The 15,410-nt window shown below is 57.0% G+C and carries 19 protein-coding genes and 2 pseudogenes; 13 read left to right on the forward strand and 8 right to left on the reverse strand.

Annotated features, from left to right (window positions below; translation table 11 throughout):
• On the forward strand, positions 1 to 135 hold a 135-nt coding region (locus FHS21_RS29785), incomplete at its 5' end, for an SDR family oxidoreductase (RefSeq protein WP_183664870.1).
• Between the two features lie 468 nt (positions 136 to 603).
• Here FHS21_RS29785 and FHS21_RS29790 read toward each other — a convergent pair.
• The 3 genes and pseudogenes from FHS21_RS29790 to FHS21_RS29800 all read right to left on the reverse strand — a co-directional run bounded on the left by FHS21_RS29790 (position 604) and on the right by FHS21_RS29800 (position 3,617).
• Positions 604 to 1,380, reverse strand: coding sequence for a GGDEF domain-containing protein (locus FHS21_RS29790; protein WP_183665696.1), 777 nt, complete (start codon positions 1,378 to 1,380; stop codon positions 604 to 606).
• 66 nt (positions 1,381 to 1,446) lie between these two features.
• On the reverse strand, positions 1,447 to 1,620 hold the full coding sequence (locus tag FHS21_RS29795) for a hypothetical protein (protein WP_183665698.1): 174 nt from the start codon (positions 1,618 to 1,620) through the stop codon (positions 1,447 to 1,449).
• A 546-nt stretch (positions 1,621 to 2,166) separates the two neighbouring features.
• Positions 2,167 to 3,617, reverse strand: a pseudogene (locus FHS21_RS29800) (ISKra4 family transposase).
• 87 nt (positions 3,618 to 3,704) lie between these two features.
• On the opposite strand from FHS21_RS29800, the gene FHS21_RS29805 reads away from it, so the two are divergent.
• The 6 genes from FHS21_RS29805 (at position 3,705) to FHS21_RS29830 (ending at position 8,474) form a co-directional block, all read left to right on the forward strand.
• The gene (locus FHS21_RS29805; RefSeq protein ID WP_183665700.1) at positions 3,705 to 3,908 is read left to right on the forward strand and encodes a CopD family protein; all 204 of its coding nucleotides are present in this window, start codon (positions 3,705 to 3,707) and stop codon (positions 3,906 to 3,908) included.
• Between the two features lie 82 nt (positions 3,909 to 3,990).
• Positions 3,991 to 4,491 (forward strand): DUF305 domain-containing protein, encoded by a 501-nt coding sequence (locus FHS21_RS29810; RefSeq protein ID WP_183665702.1) that lies wholly within the window; start codon positions 3,991 to 3,993, stop codon positions 4,489 to 4,491.
• Positions 4,492 to 4,504: 13 nt separating this feature from the next.
• A complete protein-coding gene (locus tag FHS21_RS29815) occupies positions 4,505 to 5,959 on the forward strand; it encodes a YncE family protein (protein ID WP_183665704.1) in 1,455 nt (484 codons plus the stop codon).
• 55 nt (positions 5,960 to 6,014) lie between these two features.
• On the forward strand, positions 6,015 to 6,542 hold the full coding sequence (locus tag FHS21_RS29820; protein ID WP_183665706.1) for an RNA polymerase sigma factor: 528 nt from the start codon (positions 6,015 to 6,017) through the stop codon (positions 6,540 to 6,542).
• The gene (locus FHS21_RS29825) at positions 6,539 to 7,315 is read left to right on the forward strand and encodes an anti-sigma factor family protein (protein ID WP_183665708.1); all 777 of its coding nucleotides are present in this window, start codon (positions 6,539 to 6,541) and stop codon (positions 7,313 to 7,315) included. Before FHS21_RS29820 ends, FHS21_RS29825 begins: the two co-directional genes overlap by 4 nt.
• Positions 7,316 to 7,841: 526 nt before the next feature.
• Positions 7,842 to 8,474 carry a pyridoxamine 5'-phosphate oxidase family protein gene (locus tag FHS21_RS29830; RefSeq protein WP_183665710.1) on the forward strand — a complete coding sequence of 211 codons (633 nt, stop codon included), beginning with the start codon at positions 7,842 to 7,844 and terminating at the stop codon, positions 8,472 to 8,474.
• A 601-nt stretch (positions 8,475 to 9,075) separates the two neighbouring features.
• Here FHS21_RS29830 and FHS21_RS29835 read toward each other — a convergent pair.
• The 5 genes from FHS21_RS29835 to FHS21_RS29855 are packed head-to-tail and all read right to left on the reverse strand — an operon-like array spanning position 9,076 to position 11,420.
• On the reverse strand, positions 9,076 to 9,498 hold the full coding sequence (locus tag FHS21_RS29835) for a periplasmic heavy metal sensor (RefSeq protein WP_183665712.1): 423 nt from the start codon (positions 9,496 to 9,498) through the stop codon (positions 9,076 to 9,078).
• On the reverse strand, positions 9,495 to 9,944 hold the full coding sequence (locus FHS21_RS29840) for a hypothetical protein (RefSeq protein ID WP_183665714.1): 450 nt from the start codon (positions 9,942 to 9,944) through the stop codon (positions 9,495 to 9,497). Before FHS21_RS29840 ends, FHS21_RS29835 begins: the two co-directional genes overlap by 4 nt.
• Positions 9,941 to 10,561 (reverse strand): RNA polymerase sigma factor, encoded by a 621-nt coding sequence (locus FHS21_RS29845; RefSeq protein WP_183665716.1) that lies wholly within the window; start codon positions 10,559 to 10,561, stop codon positions 9,941 to 9,943. Before FHS21_RS29845 ends, FHS21_RS29840 begins: the two co-directional genes overlap by 4 nt.
• Positions 10,562 to 10,567: 6 nt before the next feature.
• Positions 10,568 to 10,945, reverse strand: a complete 378-nt coding sequence (locus tag FHS21_RS29850) for a hypothetical protein (RefSeq protein ID WP_183665718.1) — start codon at positions 10,943 to 10,945, stop codon at positions 10,568 to 10,570.
• A gap of 43 nt (positions 10,946 to 10,988) precedes the next feature.
• On the reverse strand, positions 10,989 to 11,420 hold the full coding sequence (locus tag FHS21_RS29855) for an EF-hand domain-containing protein (protein WP_183665720.1): 432 nt from the start codon (positions 11,418 to 11,420) through the stop codon (positions 10,989 to 10,991).
• Between the two features lie 232 nt (positions 11,421 to 11,652).
• Here FHS21_RS29855 and FHS21_RS29860 point away from each other — a divergent pair, with 232 nt between their 5' ends.
• The 6 genes and pseudogenes from FHS21_RS29860 to FHS21_RS29885 form a co-directional block, all read left to right on the forward strand.
• Positions 11,653 to 12,078, forward strand: a complete 426-nt coding sequence (locus FHS21_RS29860; RefSeq protein ID WP_183665722.1) for an EF-hand domain-containing protein — start codon at positions 11,653 to 11,655, stop codon at positions 12,076 to 12,078.
• A gap of 38 nt (positions 12,079 to 12,116) precedes the next feature.
• Positions 12,117 to 12,542: a BA14K family protein gene (locus FHS21_RS29865; protein ID WP_183665724.1), complete on the forward strand. Its 426-nt coding sequence runs from the start codon at positions 12,117 to 12,119 to the stop codon at positions 12,540 to 12,542.
• Positions 12,543 to 13,105: 563 nt separating this feature from the next.
• Positions 13,106 to 13,579, forward strand: a complete 474-nt coding sequence (locus tag FHS21_RS29870; RefSeq protein WP_246411361.1) for an SRPBCC family protein — start codon at positions 13,106 to 13,108, stop codon at positions 13,577 to 13,579.
• Complete coding sequence (locus tag FHS21_RS29875; RefSeq protein WP_183665726.1) at positions 13,576 to 14,160, forward strand: glutathione S-transferase N-terminal domain-containing protein; 585 nt, start codon at positions 13,576 to 13,578, stop codon at positions 14,158 to 14,160. The genes FHS21_RS29870 and FHS21_RS29875 overlap by 4 nt, the downstream gene beginning before the upstream one ends.
• Positions 14,161 to 14,492: 332 nt before the next feature.
• The gene (locus FHS21_RS31745) at positions 14,493 to 14,699 is read left to right on the forward strand and encodes a DUF982 domain-containing protein (protein ID WP_376772247.1); all 207 of its coding nucleotides are present in this window, start codon (positions 14,493 to 14,495) and stop codon (positions 14,697 to 14,699) included.
• Positions 14,700 to 15,207: 508 nt separating this feature from the next.
• Positions 15,208 to 15,410, forward strand: a pseudogene (locus FHS21_RS29885) (IS6 family transposase); the annotation flags it as partial.

Raw genomic sequence — 15,410 nt, forward strand, 5'->3', positions numbered from 1 at the left:
ACCGCGATGGTGCCGTTGGGACGCTTTGGCCGTCCGCGCGAAATCGCGACCGCTGCGCTTTTCCTGGCCTCGGACGATTCCAGTTTTATCACGGGTATCGATCTTTGTGTCGATGGCGGCCTGACCCAGGTCTGACTTATCGCAGCCGACCCGCCGCTCGAAAAACCCGTTCCCTCGAAGCCCTCTGTATATGGCTGTAGTCCGCGGCAACCCGTTTCAGTTAGCGTCGAACCTTTCCAGTAGAGTACTTCGCGATTGTAGACCGTTGCCTCGTAGATGGAGTAGCCCATGATAGCCAGCGCCACTGCCCAGGCAACATAGGGTAGGAGTCTGTCATCGACTACTGCGGGTGTCAGAGCCTTTGAACTGAAGCTTTCCCCATAGGTTGAAGCACCTTGTGAGAACGAATCCATAGACGGCAGCGGACACCAACAAGAGACGGGTGCCAAAAATCCAGGCAGATCGAGCCTCACATGAATATCCGAACCATTCGCCTTGAGCGAGGATGTAGAGTGGTTCCACTGTGATATTACCTTGCCGTGGGAGCTGAAAAGGCGACTTAGGATCAGGACTCGTTCCGAGTGGGCTTAGAGAGCAGCTACATTAGGTGGGATTGGTCGAGTGAAGCCTGGTGCTCGTTGCAAGCACGACACGATTTCGGCCTTGGTTCTTGGCCGAATACAGACATTGATCGGCGGCGATCAAAACTTCTTCGAGGGTCTCGTTAGGTTCATGGATCGCAACCCCAATACTGACTGAAACCTGCAGACCGTCAACTCTCAATTGTCCAGCAATGCCGCGGGTGCCCGAGAGAATTCGATGAGATATCCATTTGGCTTTGCCTTCGTCTGCACCGTCCAAAAAGATTGCAAACTCTTCGCCGCCGAAGCGAGCGGCATGATCCCATTCTCCAATAATATCACTGACCAGAAAGCCGATCTCTTGCAGAACTGCGTCACCGATCGCATGACCAAATTCATCGTTTATCCGTTTGAAGTGGTCGGCATCGATATAGAGTATTGCACCAGCACCCTTGGCTGGGTCGCACATCTTCATTTGCCTGTTCACTTGAAGGTAGAACTCGGTGCGAGTTGAAAGTCCTGTCAGATCATCTGTGCGTGCCGTGAGATCGAGTTGCGCCGCTACTTGTCTCAGTCTTGAGGTCAAGCCGACCAGAAATGCCCCGAGAGGCGCGCTGACTAGCACCGTTGTGCATGTTGTTGCTGCAAGCAAAACGTCGACCCGCTCGAATCCAGTGGTGAAGAAAAAGAAGAGCGACAGGGCATTCGCTGCAACCGTCGCTAGACACACCATGATCCCAACTTGCATCGCTGGCGAGAACTCGCCGAACTTTGACATCCAAATATCGTATGTGTTCATTGCGGCTGCCGATCTCGGGATAAAGCGATAAAGGTGTGTAACCAGGTTAGGGCCAACCATTCAACCTTAAGCCCTGCGGCTCTGTCTGTACTCGATGAGAACGTTGATGAAGTCTTCGTAAATCTGCACGTGGATTAACGGGCTGCCGTTCAAAATAGCGTGTTTCGCTCCTGGCGTGATCAAGCATGCTTTTAAGCCGCGAACGGTCATATTTACTGTCAAAAAAGCCAGCGACTTCATCTTCGCTATCCTTGGAGCCGTACACAAAAAAACTAGCACGATCCTGCCGGATGATAGCAGCAGCTGTTTCGAGACGCTCTCCAGATGAATTGAAATGATCTTGAGCACTGAGACGTGCTGTATAGGTCTCAATGGGCGCGGCAGTCGCAGGGCACGCCACTGCTATCAAAAAACAAGTAGTCAAACATCGAAAGCTCCTTTGTCCCCCCACATCTTAATAGGATGCTGTTGTCACTCGTGATACCAGCTCGGCTTTAAATGGTGATCAACACGACCCGTAAGAATTTAACGATCCCGATTGGTGCTTTGGTATGGAGCCAGACCCTCATCGCTGCTACCCGATGTACGGTCCACCAAAGATTCGGGTGGACGTCCCAAGTTGGAGCAAACATGGCAGCTAAATCGGGAGTTCTTTCTGCGCTCATCAAACACGCGAACGGCGCGACGGACCTTACCCGAGAGGAAAACAGGCTCTCCTTCGAGATGCCGCCGAACTGATAAGAACCTACAGGGACTTCGTTGCGAGACCGGTAACTTCTCTGGGGTTCACGCGGCACGCAAGAGGGGTGGTTTAGGTTTGAACAGCGAAGGCACGTTCGGCTCTGGGCGTCGGAATTGTGTCCGCAGTCGATCGCGAAGCTCGCCGTTCACTTCAGCCGTCCGAACCTGCATGAGCATGTGAGGGCCATGGAGAGACCAGCGCATCTGCTGCTTCTTGACCATCCGCTTGGCGACGAGTGAATTCACCGCCGACTCGGCGAGGGTAGTGGCGACGCGAAGCTCGGCCCGATAGCGCTTCCCATAGTTGACGATCGCACCGCGGTTCGAACGAACATAGGTCAGGAGCTGCAACCCGAGGTTACGAAGTCGTGCGATCGAGAATTTGTCATCTCCTTGCGCTTGCTTGAGTGTTGCCAAGAGCCGCTCAAGGTCACGGATGGTGCGAGCGACGCGACCGTGCCACAAATGCCATTTAACGGCTCTGATATCTCTGTCGATGGAAGGAAGGGCTTCGAGAAGACCAGATCGCGATCGAATGAGGTGATCGGCGATCTGCTGCATTGGCTGAATTTTCATCGCGATGTGAAACCAATCGATGATGTGGATTGTCGGCCTCGGCATCGCGCGGGGCAACCGTTTGAGGATTTCAGCGCCATCCGAGATCACCGTGACATCGCCAAAGCCGCAATACCCTTCGCGCCAAAGGGCATGAAGGGTGCGATCCCGAAGTGCCGTTTGATCGGTACTCCCGGTCACGAAATAACGGCCGCCAACTTCGCCCCGCCCACCGCGGCCGCATCTGGCCACGACGAGTTCGAAGTTGCGCGCTGAATTGCGATCGGCGCTGCGAACGTGAGCGGTGTCGATACTGATGACGAACTCTTTGCGTCGATCGCCAGGAAGTTGCATTTCCAGCTGGCGTCGTTCATCCGTTGGGGGCCTTGCCCGCCATTCTTCCTCTGCAATCTGGTCGTCAAGCCGTTCGCCGATCCTGATCGTGCGCTTGCGCACGGTCGCATGTGTCTCGGTTGGCTCAGGAGGCAAGAATTCGGCAAGGACGCGAGCCGCCTGCCGGATGGCATCATGCTTCCCAGCCGTGCCGTCAGTTCCATCATCTCGGGTGTCGCCCGATCGGGGCAGATTTCATTCAGCGGCGCGAAGGCAACGATCATGCCCGGATGGCAATCCCGGCATAGCATCCAGCGGGGATTGCGAACCTCCACTATCCCGAACACCGTCCGGATGCGGCGCATCGTGTAGTCCTTGACTCGCCGGAACGTCTGGCAATCGGGGCAGACCCGGCGAAAGAGGGAATAGGTTTCCGCCTCATGGTTCACGACCGCGCTCTGCAACGCGGCCATGATCTTCTTGCCATCGTCGATTGACAGTCCTATGTCGCCGTCAAACAGACGTTCCCAGTTCTTTTCGATGCGGAGTTCCTTTCGGCAAACGTCGCCGAACTCGTTCTTCCCCTCGATTGTGATCGTCCATTCCATCGCCACCTCCGTGAGTGAGCGACGATGGTGAAACCTACGACGTTAATAATTGGTGGCTGAGTCACCCCAGAGAAGTTATCGGTCGCGATGAAGCTCCTGTTCAAGATCGGGATCGTCCTCGTGATGACCCTTCTGGCGATGGTCAATCGCTATGTCTTCGTTCCCCGCCTGAAGGAACGAAAGGCCTGGGCATCGCACGCTATCAAAACCGGCGCCGTTATCGAGGTCGGTCTTGGCGTTGTTGCAATCGCTCTTGTTGCCGCCTTCGGAACCGAAGATCCGGCGTTATGAGAAATTTTCGTTGTCGGGGAATAAACCTCACGCGCCGATGTCTACCTCCATGAAACCGCTCGAAATAACCAAGGAGATTTACATGAGTGCCCTTGTTCGCAGCACACGCGTCCTGGTGACGACAACGCTTCTGGCTGTCATTTCCGCGTCGGCCCTGGCCGAGGATGCGGCCCCTCACCAACATCAACCGGTGGCCGCAACAGTCGAGACGCCCTTTCTGAACGAAAACGCCGCGGCGATGACGAAGATGATGAACGAGATGGCCGTCAAGCCGACGGGCGACGTCAATCGTGATTTCGTCGAGATGATGGTCCCGCATCACCAGGGCGCGATCGACATGGCGCAAGCCTATCTTCGCTACGGCAGCAACGAGCAATTGAAGCGGATCGCGCAGGAGATCATCGTCGACCAGCAGCAGGAGATTGCCGCCATGCGGCTGGCGCTTGGCGACCCGCTACCGGCCTCGGCTGCGGCTCCCACTCAGGTCGATCCGAACACCGATGGAACAATCGGCCGATCCACGGCCGCCGATACCCCATCTCAGGCCACGGTCATGCAGATGTGGATGAAGCTGGGTAAATGAAAGGAACCCCATCATGAAGCGTACCCTACTCACTCTCGGTCTTCTCGCTGGCACGATGTTCGCACCGATCGCAAGCTTTGCCGGCCAGGCACCCGGCCCAGCGTCCGATCCTGATATTCCGATCAGCCACAAGGATCGCATTTATGCGGCCGAACAGTTCTCCAACACCGTTTCGGTTTCTGATCCCGTCGACAACAAGCTCCTCGGCGTCATCAAGCTCGGCGATCCGCAGCCGGGCAATCTGAGTCCGCTTTACAAGGGCCAGGTTCTGGTCCACGGCATGGGCTTCTCGCCGGATCACAAGACGCTCGCAGTTGTCTCGATCGGATCGAACTCCGTTACGTTTATCGACACGGCGACCAATGCGGTGAAACACACGACCTATGTCGGCCGTTCGCCGCATGAGGCCTTCTTCACCCCCAACGGCAAGGAAGTCTGGGTGACGGTACGCGGCGAGGATTATATCTCTGTCATCGATGCCAGCACGTTCGAAGAAAAGACCCGCATCAAGGTTGCTCCAGGCCCCGGTATGCAGATCTTCTCTCCGGACGGCAAATACGGTTATATCTGCTCGTCGTTCAATCCTGATGTCGCTGTTGTGACGGTCGCCGACCACCAGATCGTCGGCCATGTAAAGCAGGAGAGCCCTTTCTGCCCGAACATCGCCGCTTCGCCGGATGGCAAGCAGGTTTGGTTCACGCTGAAAGATGTCGGCAAGACGCAGGTCTTCAATGCCGAAGCCCCCTTCGGCCTGATCAAAACCCTGGATACCGGCCCGATCACCAATCACGTCAATCTCGTGGTCAACAGGAATGGCAGCTTTGCCTATGTGACCGTGGGCGGGCTGAACGAGGTGAAGGTCTTCCGAACCGAAACGTTCGAGCAGGTCGCGACTATCCCGGTCGGCAATCTGCCGCACGGCATTTGGCCTTCGGGCGACGGCACGCGCGTTTATGTAGGTCTTGAAAACGCAGACCAGTTTGCCGTCATCGATACGCTGACCAACAAGGTGATCGCCAACATTCCGATCGGACAGGCGCCGCAGGCTGTCGCCTACGTGCCGAATGCCGTTCCTCAACGTGACGGCAGACAAAATCTCCAGCCGCTCGGCACGGCCGGCGAAGCAGCCCACCTGAAGCTGACCACCAAGGGAGCCAAGGACAAGCCCGCCCCGACGAGCATTACCCTGTTCGACCAAGGCCTTACGCAGGTACTTCAAGCAGCCGTGAGCGGTCTCCAGCCGAAGAAGCCCTATGTACTGGCTATCTCCGACAAGCCGGATGGAAGCGGTGAACTGCAGGGCCTGTCCGGCTTCATGACCAACCCGGCCGGCTCGGCAATCGTCAATGCGGTTGGCCCGATCCGTCAGATCGTCGAAGCCAAGCACAAGGACGAGAAACGCTATCTCGTCATTGCAACTTCGGCGGGCGGCAAACCGGGCGAAGTGGTGCAAGTCCAGGCAGAGTGAATATAATGGCCCGGCCGTCAGGGCGGGCCTTCCCCGCTGACGATAATGGTGAGTCATGGATGACCTGATCGCTGAAATCGAGCCGATGATCCCGGCGCTGAGGCGCTATGCACGGGGCTTGCTTCACGACGCTATTGGAGCCGACGACCTGGTGCAGGATTGCCTTGAGCGCGTGATCGCACATTGGCATCGACGCCGAAACGATGATGCGCGGGCCTGGGTATTCACCATTCTTCATAATCTTGCGATCAACCGCCTTAGACAGGCTTCGCACCGCGGTCAGCATTTGGCCTTCGAAGACATTAATGAAGACGTTTTGGCGCATCGGCCAACACAGGAGGATGGTTTGGCAAGAAGTGAGATCATGTCTGCGGTGAACAAGCTGCCCGAAGAACAGCGGAGCGTTCTGCTACTGATTTCGGTTGAGGATCTTTCATATGCTCAGGTTGCACAGGTATTGGCTATTCCGATTGGAACCGTCATGTCCCGGCTGTCTCGAGGACGAGAACGACTTCGACAGATCTTACAGAATCCGACCGCATTTAACACCAGAGCGGGATCGCATTTGCGGAGAGTTAAATGACTGACAGTCCGATTACCGAGGATGATCTTCATGCTTACGTCGACGGTGTGCTGAACGACACGCGCCGGGCTGAAGTGACGGCTTATCTTGAAAAGCACCCAGAAATTGCCGACCGTATTCAATCCTATTCGGTTCAGCGCGCTGCGTTGCGCTCTGGGTTTGATCCGATTGCCGAAGAACCCATTCCAACGAAGCTCAACCTCAGACACATGATCGATGCCCCTCGCCAGAATCGTGCGTCTTCCTGGCGAGCGGTGGCAGCCGCTGTCGTGCTGCTTTTTGTCGGCGGTTCGGGAGGCTGGTATATGCATGACATGGTCGCTTCGCCCAGTGAAGGCGTGGCTGCTCTTGCCAAAGAAGCATCAGACAGTTTTGCCACCTACGCGTCCGACACGCAGAGGCCGGTCGAGGTGCGCGCCGACAATATGGTTCAACTTGTTGATTGGGCTACCGAGAGAATGGGCCGCAAACCCATTTTGCCGGATTTGTCGAAATCAGGTTACCGTCTGATGGGAGGACGGGTCGTCTCGACTCCGCATGGGGCTGGCCTCATGCTGATGTACGACAACGACCAGGGCACTCGCCTCGTCATGTTGACCAGGCCTATGGCCGTTGATCAGAACAGGACGATGGTGCCGCACTCGGAAGGCAAGGTCGATGGTTGGACCTGGGCATCGAATGGAATGGGCTATAGTCTCGTCGGCTCCCTGCCCTCCGACGCATTGCATCCCCTGGCGAACGACATCCGCAGGCAGGGCATGGAGCCGGTCTGATCGCCGGTTCCAGGGGTCAAGATGACAGCCATTGGTGGTGATCACGGGCTTTGGCTAAGCATTTGTTCAAATTCAAAGCGTGTCAGAAAACCTTCCTTTGAAAATGCCGATAATCGGCGAATATCGAGCATTTTGGATGGTAGCTTGAATGTCTACAATCCCGATTAAAGCCTGTTGTGTAGTGCCTATTGGCAAAAACACGAATGAGGCGGCCAAACGAACGACGACTGCTTTGCGCCCCCATTTCGGTCGTTGATGCCGACAAGGCGGTTCCTGAAAGTTGCCGGTCCGCTTAGGTTACCGCAATGTCTGTGATTGGGTGGGTTAATGACAGGCCGGTTCTGGATAAGACGGTGAGAAAGCAGCTTCTGGACCATCGGCCAACTCACTGCTGGAGCTGCCTAGAACGTTAGCCTAATAGACGAATTGACTGCTGTCGCGGTTAGGTAGATCGGCGCTTGACAAAATTGATGTACGCACCTCATCTTGAGGCATTCAAAAATGCGAAGTTCCTTGGAGGAGAGGTATGGATCCCAAATTCGTCATCAACTGCGAGGAAGCTTTGCGCGAACTTTACCCGCCCACGCATAACCTCGCTATTCAGAAGTTTCAGGAAAGTCTTGGAGTACATGCGCAAGCGTTTATCCGACGTTCACCGTTCCTTTGTTTGGGCACGCAGGATCTAAACGGCCGGGCAGATGTGAGCCCACGCGGCGACCCGCCCGGGTTCGTAAGTATTTTGGACAACAGGACCCTGGCTATCCCTGACCGTCCAGGGAACAACCGATTGGACAGCCTTTCCAACATCATAGCAAATCCTGCTGTGGGGCTGTTGTTCATGATCCCTGGCTTCGACGACACCCTGCGCGTCAATGGAGTGGCACGCATAGTCACTGACCCGAATCTTCTCGAAACCATGACGGTCAATAATCGTGTCCCCACTCTAGCAATAGTGGTGCAGGTCCGCGAGGCCTTCCTGCATTGCGCAAAGGCCCTCAGGCGCTCGCATATTTGGGATACAGCTCACCATCAGGATCGCAAACAGATGCCGTCGTTGATCAAGATGATACTGGATGAAACGACCGGGGCACCGGGGGAGGAAGAGATGCGAAAGATCGATGCGGGGTTGGAGGAGGATTACAAGCGAACGATGTACTAGAAAGCATCGGACTGCGGATCCGATCAATGCCACAAAAATGGCAGGTCTGCTCTTGGGGAGGCACGGTGGCAGCGCCACAGGCCGGAATAGGTCGCTAACTGCCGGACCGTCAAGCGTCCTTAACCATGCCTTTCTGGCGCGCGCCTTCGGCGACCCAAACCGGCGGTTCATTCGTCTGCAACGGCAAATCCAACGGAGCAATTACCTGTGGCGGCACTGTAAACGGCACTGTAACGTTAACCGAAAAGCGATCATAATGTGACCCAAGGCCCATAAGCTTACAGTGCCGGGCATAGGCATGATTCCGAACAGGTCGGCTCCGACGACCTGTAGGGTGGATGTGTCGCTCCGTCCGTCATCTGACAGTTGTGTCTGAGCCGCAATCCCGACGAACTCCGCCCGCGGGAGCATGACGGCGGCAGCGGCCGTTCCACCAGAGAGATACGGGACGACACGCCGCGTCTCCTAATTATGAAGCTGCGCGATCCATGGAGAAATCGGCGGCAGCGGCTCAGAGGGGTGCGGCGAGGATTCCGAAGTTTCTTCTCAGCTCGCCGGGGTCGGGCTTGCCGCGGAAACACCCGTTCTCCAGAGGATATTCTCAATTAAGGGTTCCGCTTTGCTTGGCAGCGCCACCCCGCGCTCGGTCTGTTGACCGAAGAGCCTCAAGGAGCAAATCCTGCATGAGACGTTGGAGTGCATCGGTCGCGTTACGCACATCGGCCATCGCCTTTCTCACCTCCGCCTCCTTAAGCGGCAGGGCACTGACCGATGCCAATTCACGACGCGCGCCTCTCAGTTCGCGAAGCGCCTGAATGGTCTGTGATCTGTTTTCTCGCAAAAGGCGGCGGAACTCCGTGCGGACGTCATCCGGATATGTGGAGAACGCACCTTCCGCAAGAGTAGACATGACAGGCGCGTCACGCTCCTGTTTGAACACGTAGCCCAACGAGAAGAAGTTTCCGAGCAGCGACGCTACAAAGACGCCCAACAGAACCAATCGCGGCCAAGTAAATCCGTTCACGGGCGGCCTCCTTTTTCTTGCGTGAAGATCGACGTCGCTGCAAGTTCGGAAGGGGGAACGCCCACGGCAAAGGCCAGGAGGGCGTCGTCTGAAATATCCTGTTCCTTCCCGGCGGCCAAGTAGCCGCTGGCCGCAAATACTGTGATGACAAGTGCCATGCTTGTGGCTGTTGCTGGGATCGACCACGATCGAGGATCAATCGTCAGGCCAAACATTCTGCGCCTAGACTTAGCAACTCTTGCCATCACATGGCGATCGAGCACACGCTCGTCGGTGGGTGTAGTTGTTGCCTCAAGTACAAGATGGTCGAGCTTTTCATCATCACTGATCGCAGCACCTCGGTGCGCAGCAAGAAACAGCGTCGCCTCCTGACGAAAAGGCGCCGGCCAGGTCGCGATGTCGTCTCCAAACCTGGCCTTCAAGTTCTCGAACTCGCCTTTGTTCATTTCGATACCCTTTCATCTTTCGGTTCGGATTCACCAACCTTCGTGAGCCGGGCGCGTAGCGTCCGCCTTGCTCGCACGAGCAACTGTTCTACCGATCCAGCACTTGTTCCCATCACTGCGGCTATCGCGGGGACGTCCAGATCAGCAACCGCACGCAGGAGAAGCGCCATGCGCTGCCGTTCCGGCAACTTGCCGAGACCGGCACGGACAATTGCCAACTCCTGGCGTGCGCCGATCAGCGTATCGGCTTGGGGGTCTTCCGAGCTAAACACATCGTCCGTGTCTTCAAATCCGATGAATACGCGAAACCGGCGCCAACGCCTCACGTCGATGCATCGATTAGCAGCGATCCGGTAGATCCAGGTGGTCGCGCGGCCTTTCGCGCGATCGAACCGCTTTGCGTTGTTCCAGACGGAGAAGAAGACATCCTGAACAATATCCTCTGCATCGTGGGAACCACCGAGATAGCGTGCAGCGAATAGTTGTAGGCCGCGTCCGTGTCTGTCTATCAGCTGCCGGAGGGCGAGCTGCTCACCTGCAGCAACACGGGCGAGCAGCTCCTCGTCATCGAGGCGCTCCGGCAGCCTTGCTATTTCCGGGACACGCGCTTGGCTCACGCGGACTTACCTCCAATGGCGGCGAACGACGCCGACTTTTCCACCAGGGCCGTTGTGAACACCGACGGATCGCACCCGATGAGGACCTCGCGCCGTCGAGGTATTACCTGAGTACGTCCGACCATCTGGACCGGTTGCCGAATAACTGCGCCCGCAGCGGTCGACGACACCATCACGGCAGGCCGAATTTGAGGTGTAGGTCGCACCGTTTGGTCCGACGCGCGTCGTTTGTCCGGAATAGATGTTACCGTCCTTCGTCACGCTGCGGGTGATCTGGCCACCGCTTCGCGTGTCCCGCGTCCATTCGGCCGACATGGCCGGCATCGGAACTAGCATTACAGCAACACCAAGCGCAGCAAAGGTTGTCGTCCAGCAATCAATCATCGTCATCTCCTCATTACTGTTTGGTTCGTAACCGCGGTCAATCTCAATGGTTGAACAGAATGCCGCGAATGACGAGAAACTCGCCGTCCGACAGCTTCTCATCGCCGTCCCGGTCGGCAAGATCGAAAAGGGGCGTGCGAGCTCGGAACTCGTCTGCGGACACGTTGCCATCGCCACTGGTGTCGAGACGATGCATCTGGTTTCCGAGTAACGCCTGCATCGCCATCGCGTGATCCATAATCGTGTCACGGAGCCGTTCCGTTTCATCTTCGTCGATTGCGCCGTCTCCGTTGATGTCGAGACGAGCGAACAATTTCGCCCGGGCCGCGAGGATCTCGTCGCGCGAGACAGCACTGTCCTTATTTTGATCGAGCCGCTGGAGAATAGGCGAACTCGTTTGCGCCTCTGCCGAGAACGCTGGCCTTGAAAGCGCCGCCATGAGCGCCGCGATCAGTGCATATGACCTCTGTGTCATTGATAGTGGTCCTTTTGTTGCGTTGCTTCCGACTGCCGATGGGCAGCTGCACGGATTGATACGAAGCGCCGGCGTGCCTCCTACGCAGTCGTCTACCGATTTTGACAGGCCGAGCGTGCAGCGGTGCTTGTCGCCCCTCGAACAAAAAACGAGACCGCGCGTAGGAGCAACTATTTGCGCGCGTAGAAGATGGCGTTGATACCAAATCTCATCTGTGGAAGGGGAGAATAGAATGAATGTGAAACTGCTTGCCTGCGTGATGCTTATCCTCGCGACTGGGAGCGCTTGTGCGGCAGAGGGACAAAAGGCCCGTCAGGCTTTCCGCCAAATGGATCAGAACGGTGATCGAGCGCTTCAGTTTACCGAGTTACAGGCGGCGCGCGCCACCTTGTTTGATCGCCTGGACATAAATCGAAATGGCGTGCTCGACAAAGGTGAGGCACAGGCCGCCCTTCAGCGTGCCAGAGAGGGCGGCAGGCTTCAAACGGCAGCCGCGGAAGGCTTAGAAGCTCAGGCGCGACGTATGGACACGAATGGTGACGGCCGAATTGCGAGGGCCGAATTTGCTCAGTTCATTCCTGATCGTCTTCTGCAGGCGGACAGCAATGGCGACCGCACTCTTTCCCTCTCTGAGCTCAAGGCTCTGCGTCGACGCTAAGCACCGTCTCAGTTCTCAAACATAGGACACCCAATACCATGAGTAAGACAATCGCCTCAATCGGCACCGCAGTATTCTTGCTTTCAACCTGTGCCACCCCCACCTCCGCGAATTTGCTCCACCAGCCATCGGTGATTGTGAAGGATGACGGCACCGTCCAAAAAATAAACCACCGCCACGGCTTTGTCGTGGTTCGTGGAGCTCATTACTACAACGGCTTCCGTGGCGTTGTCGTTACGCGTCCTGGTTACCGCTTTTACCGGGAATTCTGGTTTCCCCCTGCAGCCTTTGCTACCGGTGTCATTGTCGACCGGACGTTGGCCCGTCCGGTACCAACTGCTGGGCGTTTGACGGCCGCGCATATTGATTGGTGCTACGCACATTATCGATCTTACCGTGCATATGACAATACCTTCCAACCCTATGCCGGTCCGCGTGAACAGTGCTGGTCGCCCTACGATTGACACAGTCCGTTCTGTCGTAACAAAAACGCCGGCCGGCAAGCGATCCGGTCGATTCACATCGAAATCAGAACGCTCGGGCAAGAGGTGGCTTTGGTGCATGAATAATTTCTGAACGGTCCGGCGATAGGCAAACAGGATCGCAATCAGCTGATCCGAGTGCCATGCCGTACAACATGCGAGCATGCCAGAAGCACGCCAATGTTATCCAGCATGTCGGAATCTATCTCCGGCGCGGTGAAGTTCCTTGACTCAAATCCGCGTTTACCGTATTTAACCAATAAGCTAATTAACCACTTGGTTTACGATGATCTTGCAGGACCGCCTCAGCCTAACCTTATCGGCCCCGCCGACCCCGACCCCGCGTGCAATCCTAACCGGCTCGCCCGCGGCAAGGCAATGGCGTCGGAACTGGCGGAGCCATTCGAAATGAGCTTTCCGGCGGGCTGGTGGAGCAAGGACGCAACGCGCGGTTCCGTCCGCGCCGGCCCAAACCGGAGCAGCTGCCTATCGCCGTCTCTGGAGCAGCGTTTCGACCGCCTCGATGTATCTGAAAGAAGTTCAGCATGGAGAAGAAAATGAATGCACCGCCGAAAGCCGACGCCCGGCCCGAGCTCACCATACGCCGCACCTTCGACGCGCCACGATCGCTGGTCTTTAGAATGTGGACCGATGACGAGCATCTCAAGCGCTGGTGCTGCCCGAAAGGCTTCACTATCCCCTTTTCCGAAGGCGATATCCGGCCGGGCGGCACATTCCGCACCTGCATGCGCTCGCCGCAGGGCGAGGACAACTGGCTCGGCGGGACTTATACGGAAATCGTGCCCGACAAGAAGATCGTCTTCACCCATGTCTGGCAGGACGAAGCGGGCAATTCCGAACACGAGACGCTTGTAACCATCACTTTGGCCGATACCGATGACGGCAAGACGCAGCTCACGCTGCACCAAGCGTTCTTCCTCAGCGAAGCCTCGCGTGATGGCCATCTGGGAGGCTGGAACGAGACGCTCGACCAACTCGAAAGGCATCTGGAGCAATGAAACTCTATCTCACACCGGGCGCCTGCAGCCTGGCCGACCATATCGCGCTGACCGAAGCCGGCATCGAGGTCGAGACTATCAAGGTCGATCTCAGCACGCGGCGCACCGAGCACGACGAAGATTACACTGCAGTCAATCCGAAGGGCTATGTGCCGGCGCTTGTCTTCGACGATGGCGAGGTGCTGACTGAGAACGTCGCGATCATGGATTGGGTGGCCAGCCAGGCGCCGCACCTCGCGCCCGACGGCCGGCTTGGTCGGTCGCGCAACGTCGAAATGCTGGCGTTCCTCGCCACGGAAATCCATCGGCCATTCATGCGTTCGATGTTCTCGCCGGCGGACGCCGAAAAGCAGGCCGCGCGGGAAGCGGTCGCCGGACGGCTAGCCCTGATCAGTCAGCGCCTGAAGGACGACTTCCTGTTCGGCGACGCCTTCAGCACCGCCGACGCGCTGTTCTATGTAATGGTTCGCTGGGCGCGCGATTCAGGACTGAAAATTTCGGATCGTCTCATCGACTATGCCGAGCGGGTTGAGGCACGCCCGGCGGTGCAACGGACGCTGTGCGCCGAAGGGCTGGCTTAGCAAGCGACCAAACGCCGACGAAACTGCCCTCGCAATTTTCCGGTATGTGGTTCTCGACGGCAGCCCTGCCGCCAAAATCCTGAATTCTGCAGCACCGTACCCAGATTGAGGATTGCCCAGGCCATCAGGCTTCGAGCGGCACGCAATCGGAAGGCCACAAGACGAAGGATGCCTGATCGCAACTTTGCCCGGACCGGACGGCAACTATCCGGGATGAACAAGTCCGTCACCGGGCCTACATCGCTAGGAAGGGTCCCGCCGGTCGAGGATCCGATTCAGTTCCTCCAGATCGGCGACGGGCATTTCCTTGTCGTCCTCCCAATCGCGGGCAAATGCTGAACACTGGATCGGTGGATGAAGCCACGGATTTCCTTCTGCAGCACTGGCCCGACGAGACAGAAAGAAAGTACAAGGCCGCTCGGCGGACCTGTCTTGATGCACTACAACGCCACCACGCGGCATGCGAGGCCGGCATGGCGGCGGCAAAGGAGGCTGATATTTACGTCGGAGAACGAACACCCACACCTGCTAGTCCTTAGCTCAGCCATGACCTTCAAGCCAGAGAACCAGAGAACCTGACCCACATCGAAGATGCTCCCATGTTGCCTTGCAAAAACAAAGTGAATCCCCTCCCTGTTTGTCTTTCCCCGGACCGACATCTAGTGCTTCGCGGCGCTCACAGCTGCCTCGGACGGTTTTCGGCCATACGGAAACTTGGGACGTCGAAATCCCATCGCGAGCCATGCCAGCAGCAACCTGCCCATCAGGCCGGCGTGGCCAGCGTGGGTTGGAATGTCGCCGCTCCGAGCCAGCTCTGACTTTTGTTCTCCCGCCATGATGCGCATTTCGATCGGCGGCGCGGCTGTTCCACACCGATGCCTGTAGAGGCTAAGCCAATGCCCGCTGGTGAAGTCCATGAACATCGGGGAGTTGCAGCAAGCCGCCACAACGCGCCGCGTCGGTGAGGTGGGGTCCAGGGGTTTTGTCGCAAACGCTTCCGTAAGGGAACATCATCTACATATCTCCGGTGAACCTTCGGAGGTATCCATGTTCAAGGGTCGCCATTTTGACCGCTCTGTCATTCTGCTGTGCGTGCGTTGGTATCTGGCTTATGGACTGAGCCTGCGCGATCTCGAAGAAATGATGGAAGAGCGTAACATCCATGTCGATCATTCGACTGTGCATCGATGGGTGTTACGCTTTTCCCCGCAATTGCTTGAACGGTTCAACAAGCGCAAACGAGCCGTGAC

The organism is Phyllobacterium trifolii (assembly GCF_014192095.1).
In the GTDB taxonomy this organism is placed as follows: domain Bacteria; phylum Pseudomonadota; class Alphaproteobacteria; order Rhizobiales; family Rhizobiaceae; genus Phyllobacterium; species Phyllobacterium trifolii.

Bases quoted from the DNA above. Each gene is read 5' to 3' on its own strand.
- FHS21_RS29790 (WP_183665696.1), bottom strand. From the start codon at position 1,380: ATGAACACATACGATATTTGGATGTCAAAGTTCGGCGAGTTCTCGCCA.
- FHS21_RS29795 (WP_183665698.1), bottom strand. From the start codon at position 1,620: ATGAAGTCGCTGGCTTTTTTGACAGTAAATATGACCGTTCGCGGCTTA.
- FHS21_RS29805 (WP_183665700.1), top strand. From the start codon at position 3,705: ATGAAGCTCCTGTTCAAGATCGGGATCGTCCTCGTGATGACCCTTCTG.
- FHS21_RS29810 (WP_183665702.1), top strand. From the start codon at position 3,991: ATGAGTGCCCTTGTTCGCAGCACACGCGTCCTGGTGACGACAACGCTT.
- FHS21_RS29815 (WP_183665704.1), top strand. From the start codon at position 4,505: ATGAAGCGTACCCTACTCACTCTCGGTCTTCTCGCTGGCACGATGTTC.
- FHS21_RS29820 (WP_183665706.1), top strand. From the start codon at position 6,015: ATGGATGACCTGATCGCTGAAATCGAGCCGATGATCCCGGCGCTGAGG.
- FHS21_RS29825 (WP_183665708.1), top strand. From the start codon at position 6,539: ATGACTGACAGTCCGATTACCGAGGATGATCTTCATGCTTACGTCGAC.
- FHS21_RS29830 (WP_183665710.1), top strand. From the start codon at position 7,842: ATGGATCCCAAATTCGTCATCAACTGCGAGGAAGCTTTGCGCGAACTT.
- FHS21_RS29840 (WP_183665714.1), bottom strand. From the start codon at position 9,944: ATGAACAAAGGCGAGTTCGAGAACTTGAAGGCCAGGTTTGGAGACGAC.
- FHS21_RS29850 (WP_183665718.1), bottom strand. From the start codon at position 10,945: ATGATTGATTGCTGGACGACAACCTTTGCTGCGCTTGGTGTTGCTGTA.
- FHS21_RS29855 (WP_183665720.1), bottom strand. From the start codon at position 11,420: ATGACACAGAGGTCATATGCACTGATCGCGGCGCTCATGGCGGCGCTT.
- FHS21_RS29860 (WP_183665722.1), top strand. From the start codon at position 11,653: ATGAATGTGAAACTGCTTGCCTGCGTGATGCTTATCCTCGCGACTGGG.
- FHS21_RS29865 (WP_183665724.1), top strand. From the start codon at position 12,117: ATGAGTAAGACAATCGCCTCAATCGGCACCGCAGTATTCTTGCTTTCA.
- FHS21_RS29870 (WP_246411361.1), top strand. From the start codon at position 13,106: ATGGAGAAGAAAATGAATGCACCGCCGAAAGCCGACGCCCGGCCCGAG.
- FHS21_RS29875 (WP_183665726.1), top strand. From the start codon at position 13,576: ATGAAACTCTATCTCACACCGGGCGCCTGCAGCCTGGCCGACCATATC.
- FHS21_RS31745 (WP_376772247.1), top strand. From the start codon at position 14,493: ATGCTGAACACTGGATCGGTGGATGAAGCCACGGATTTCCTTCTGCAG.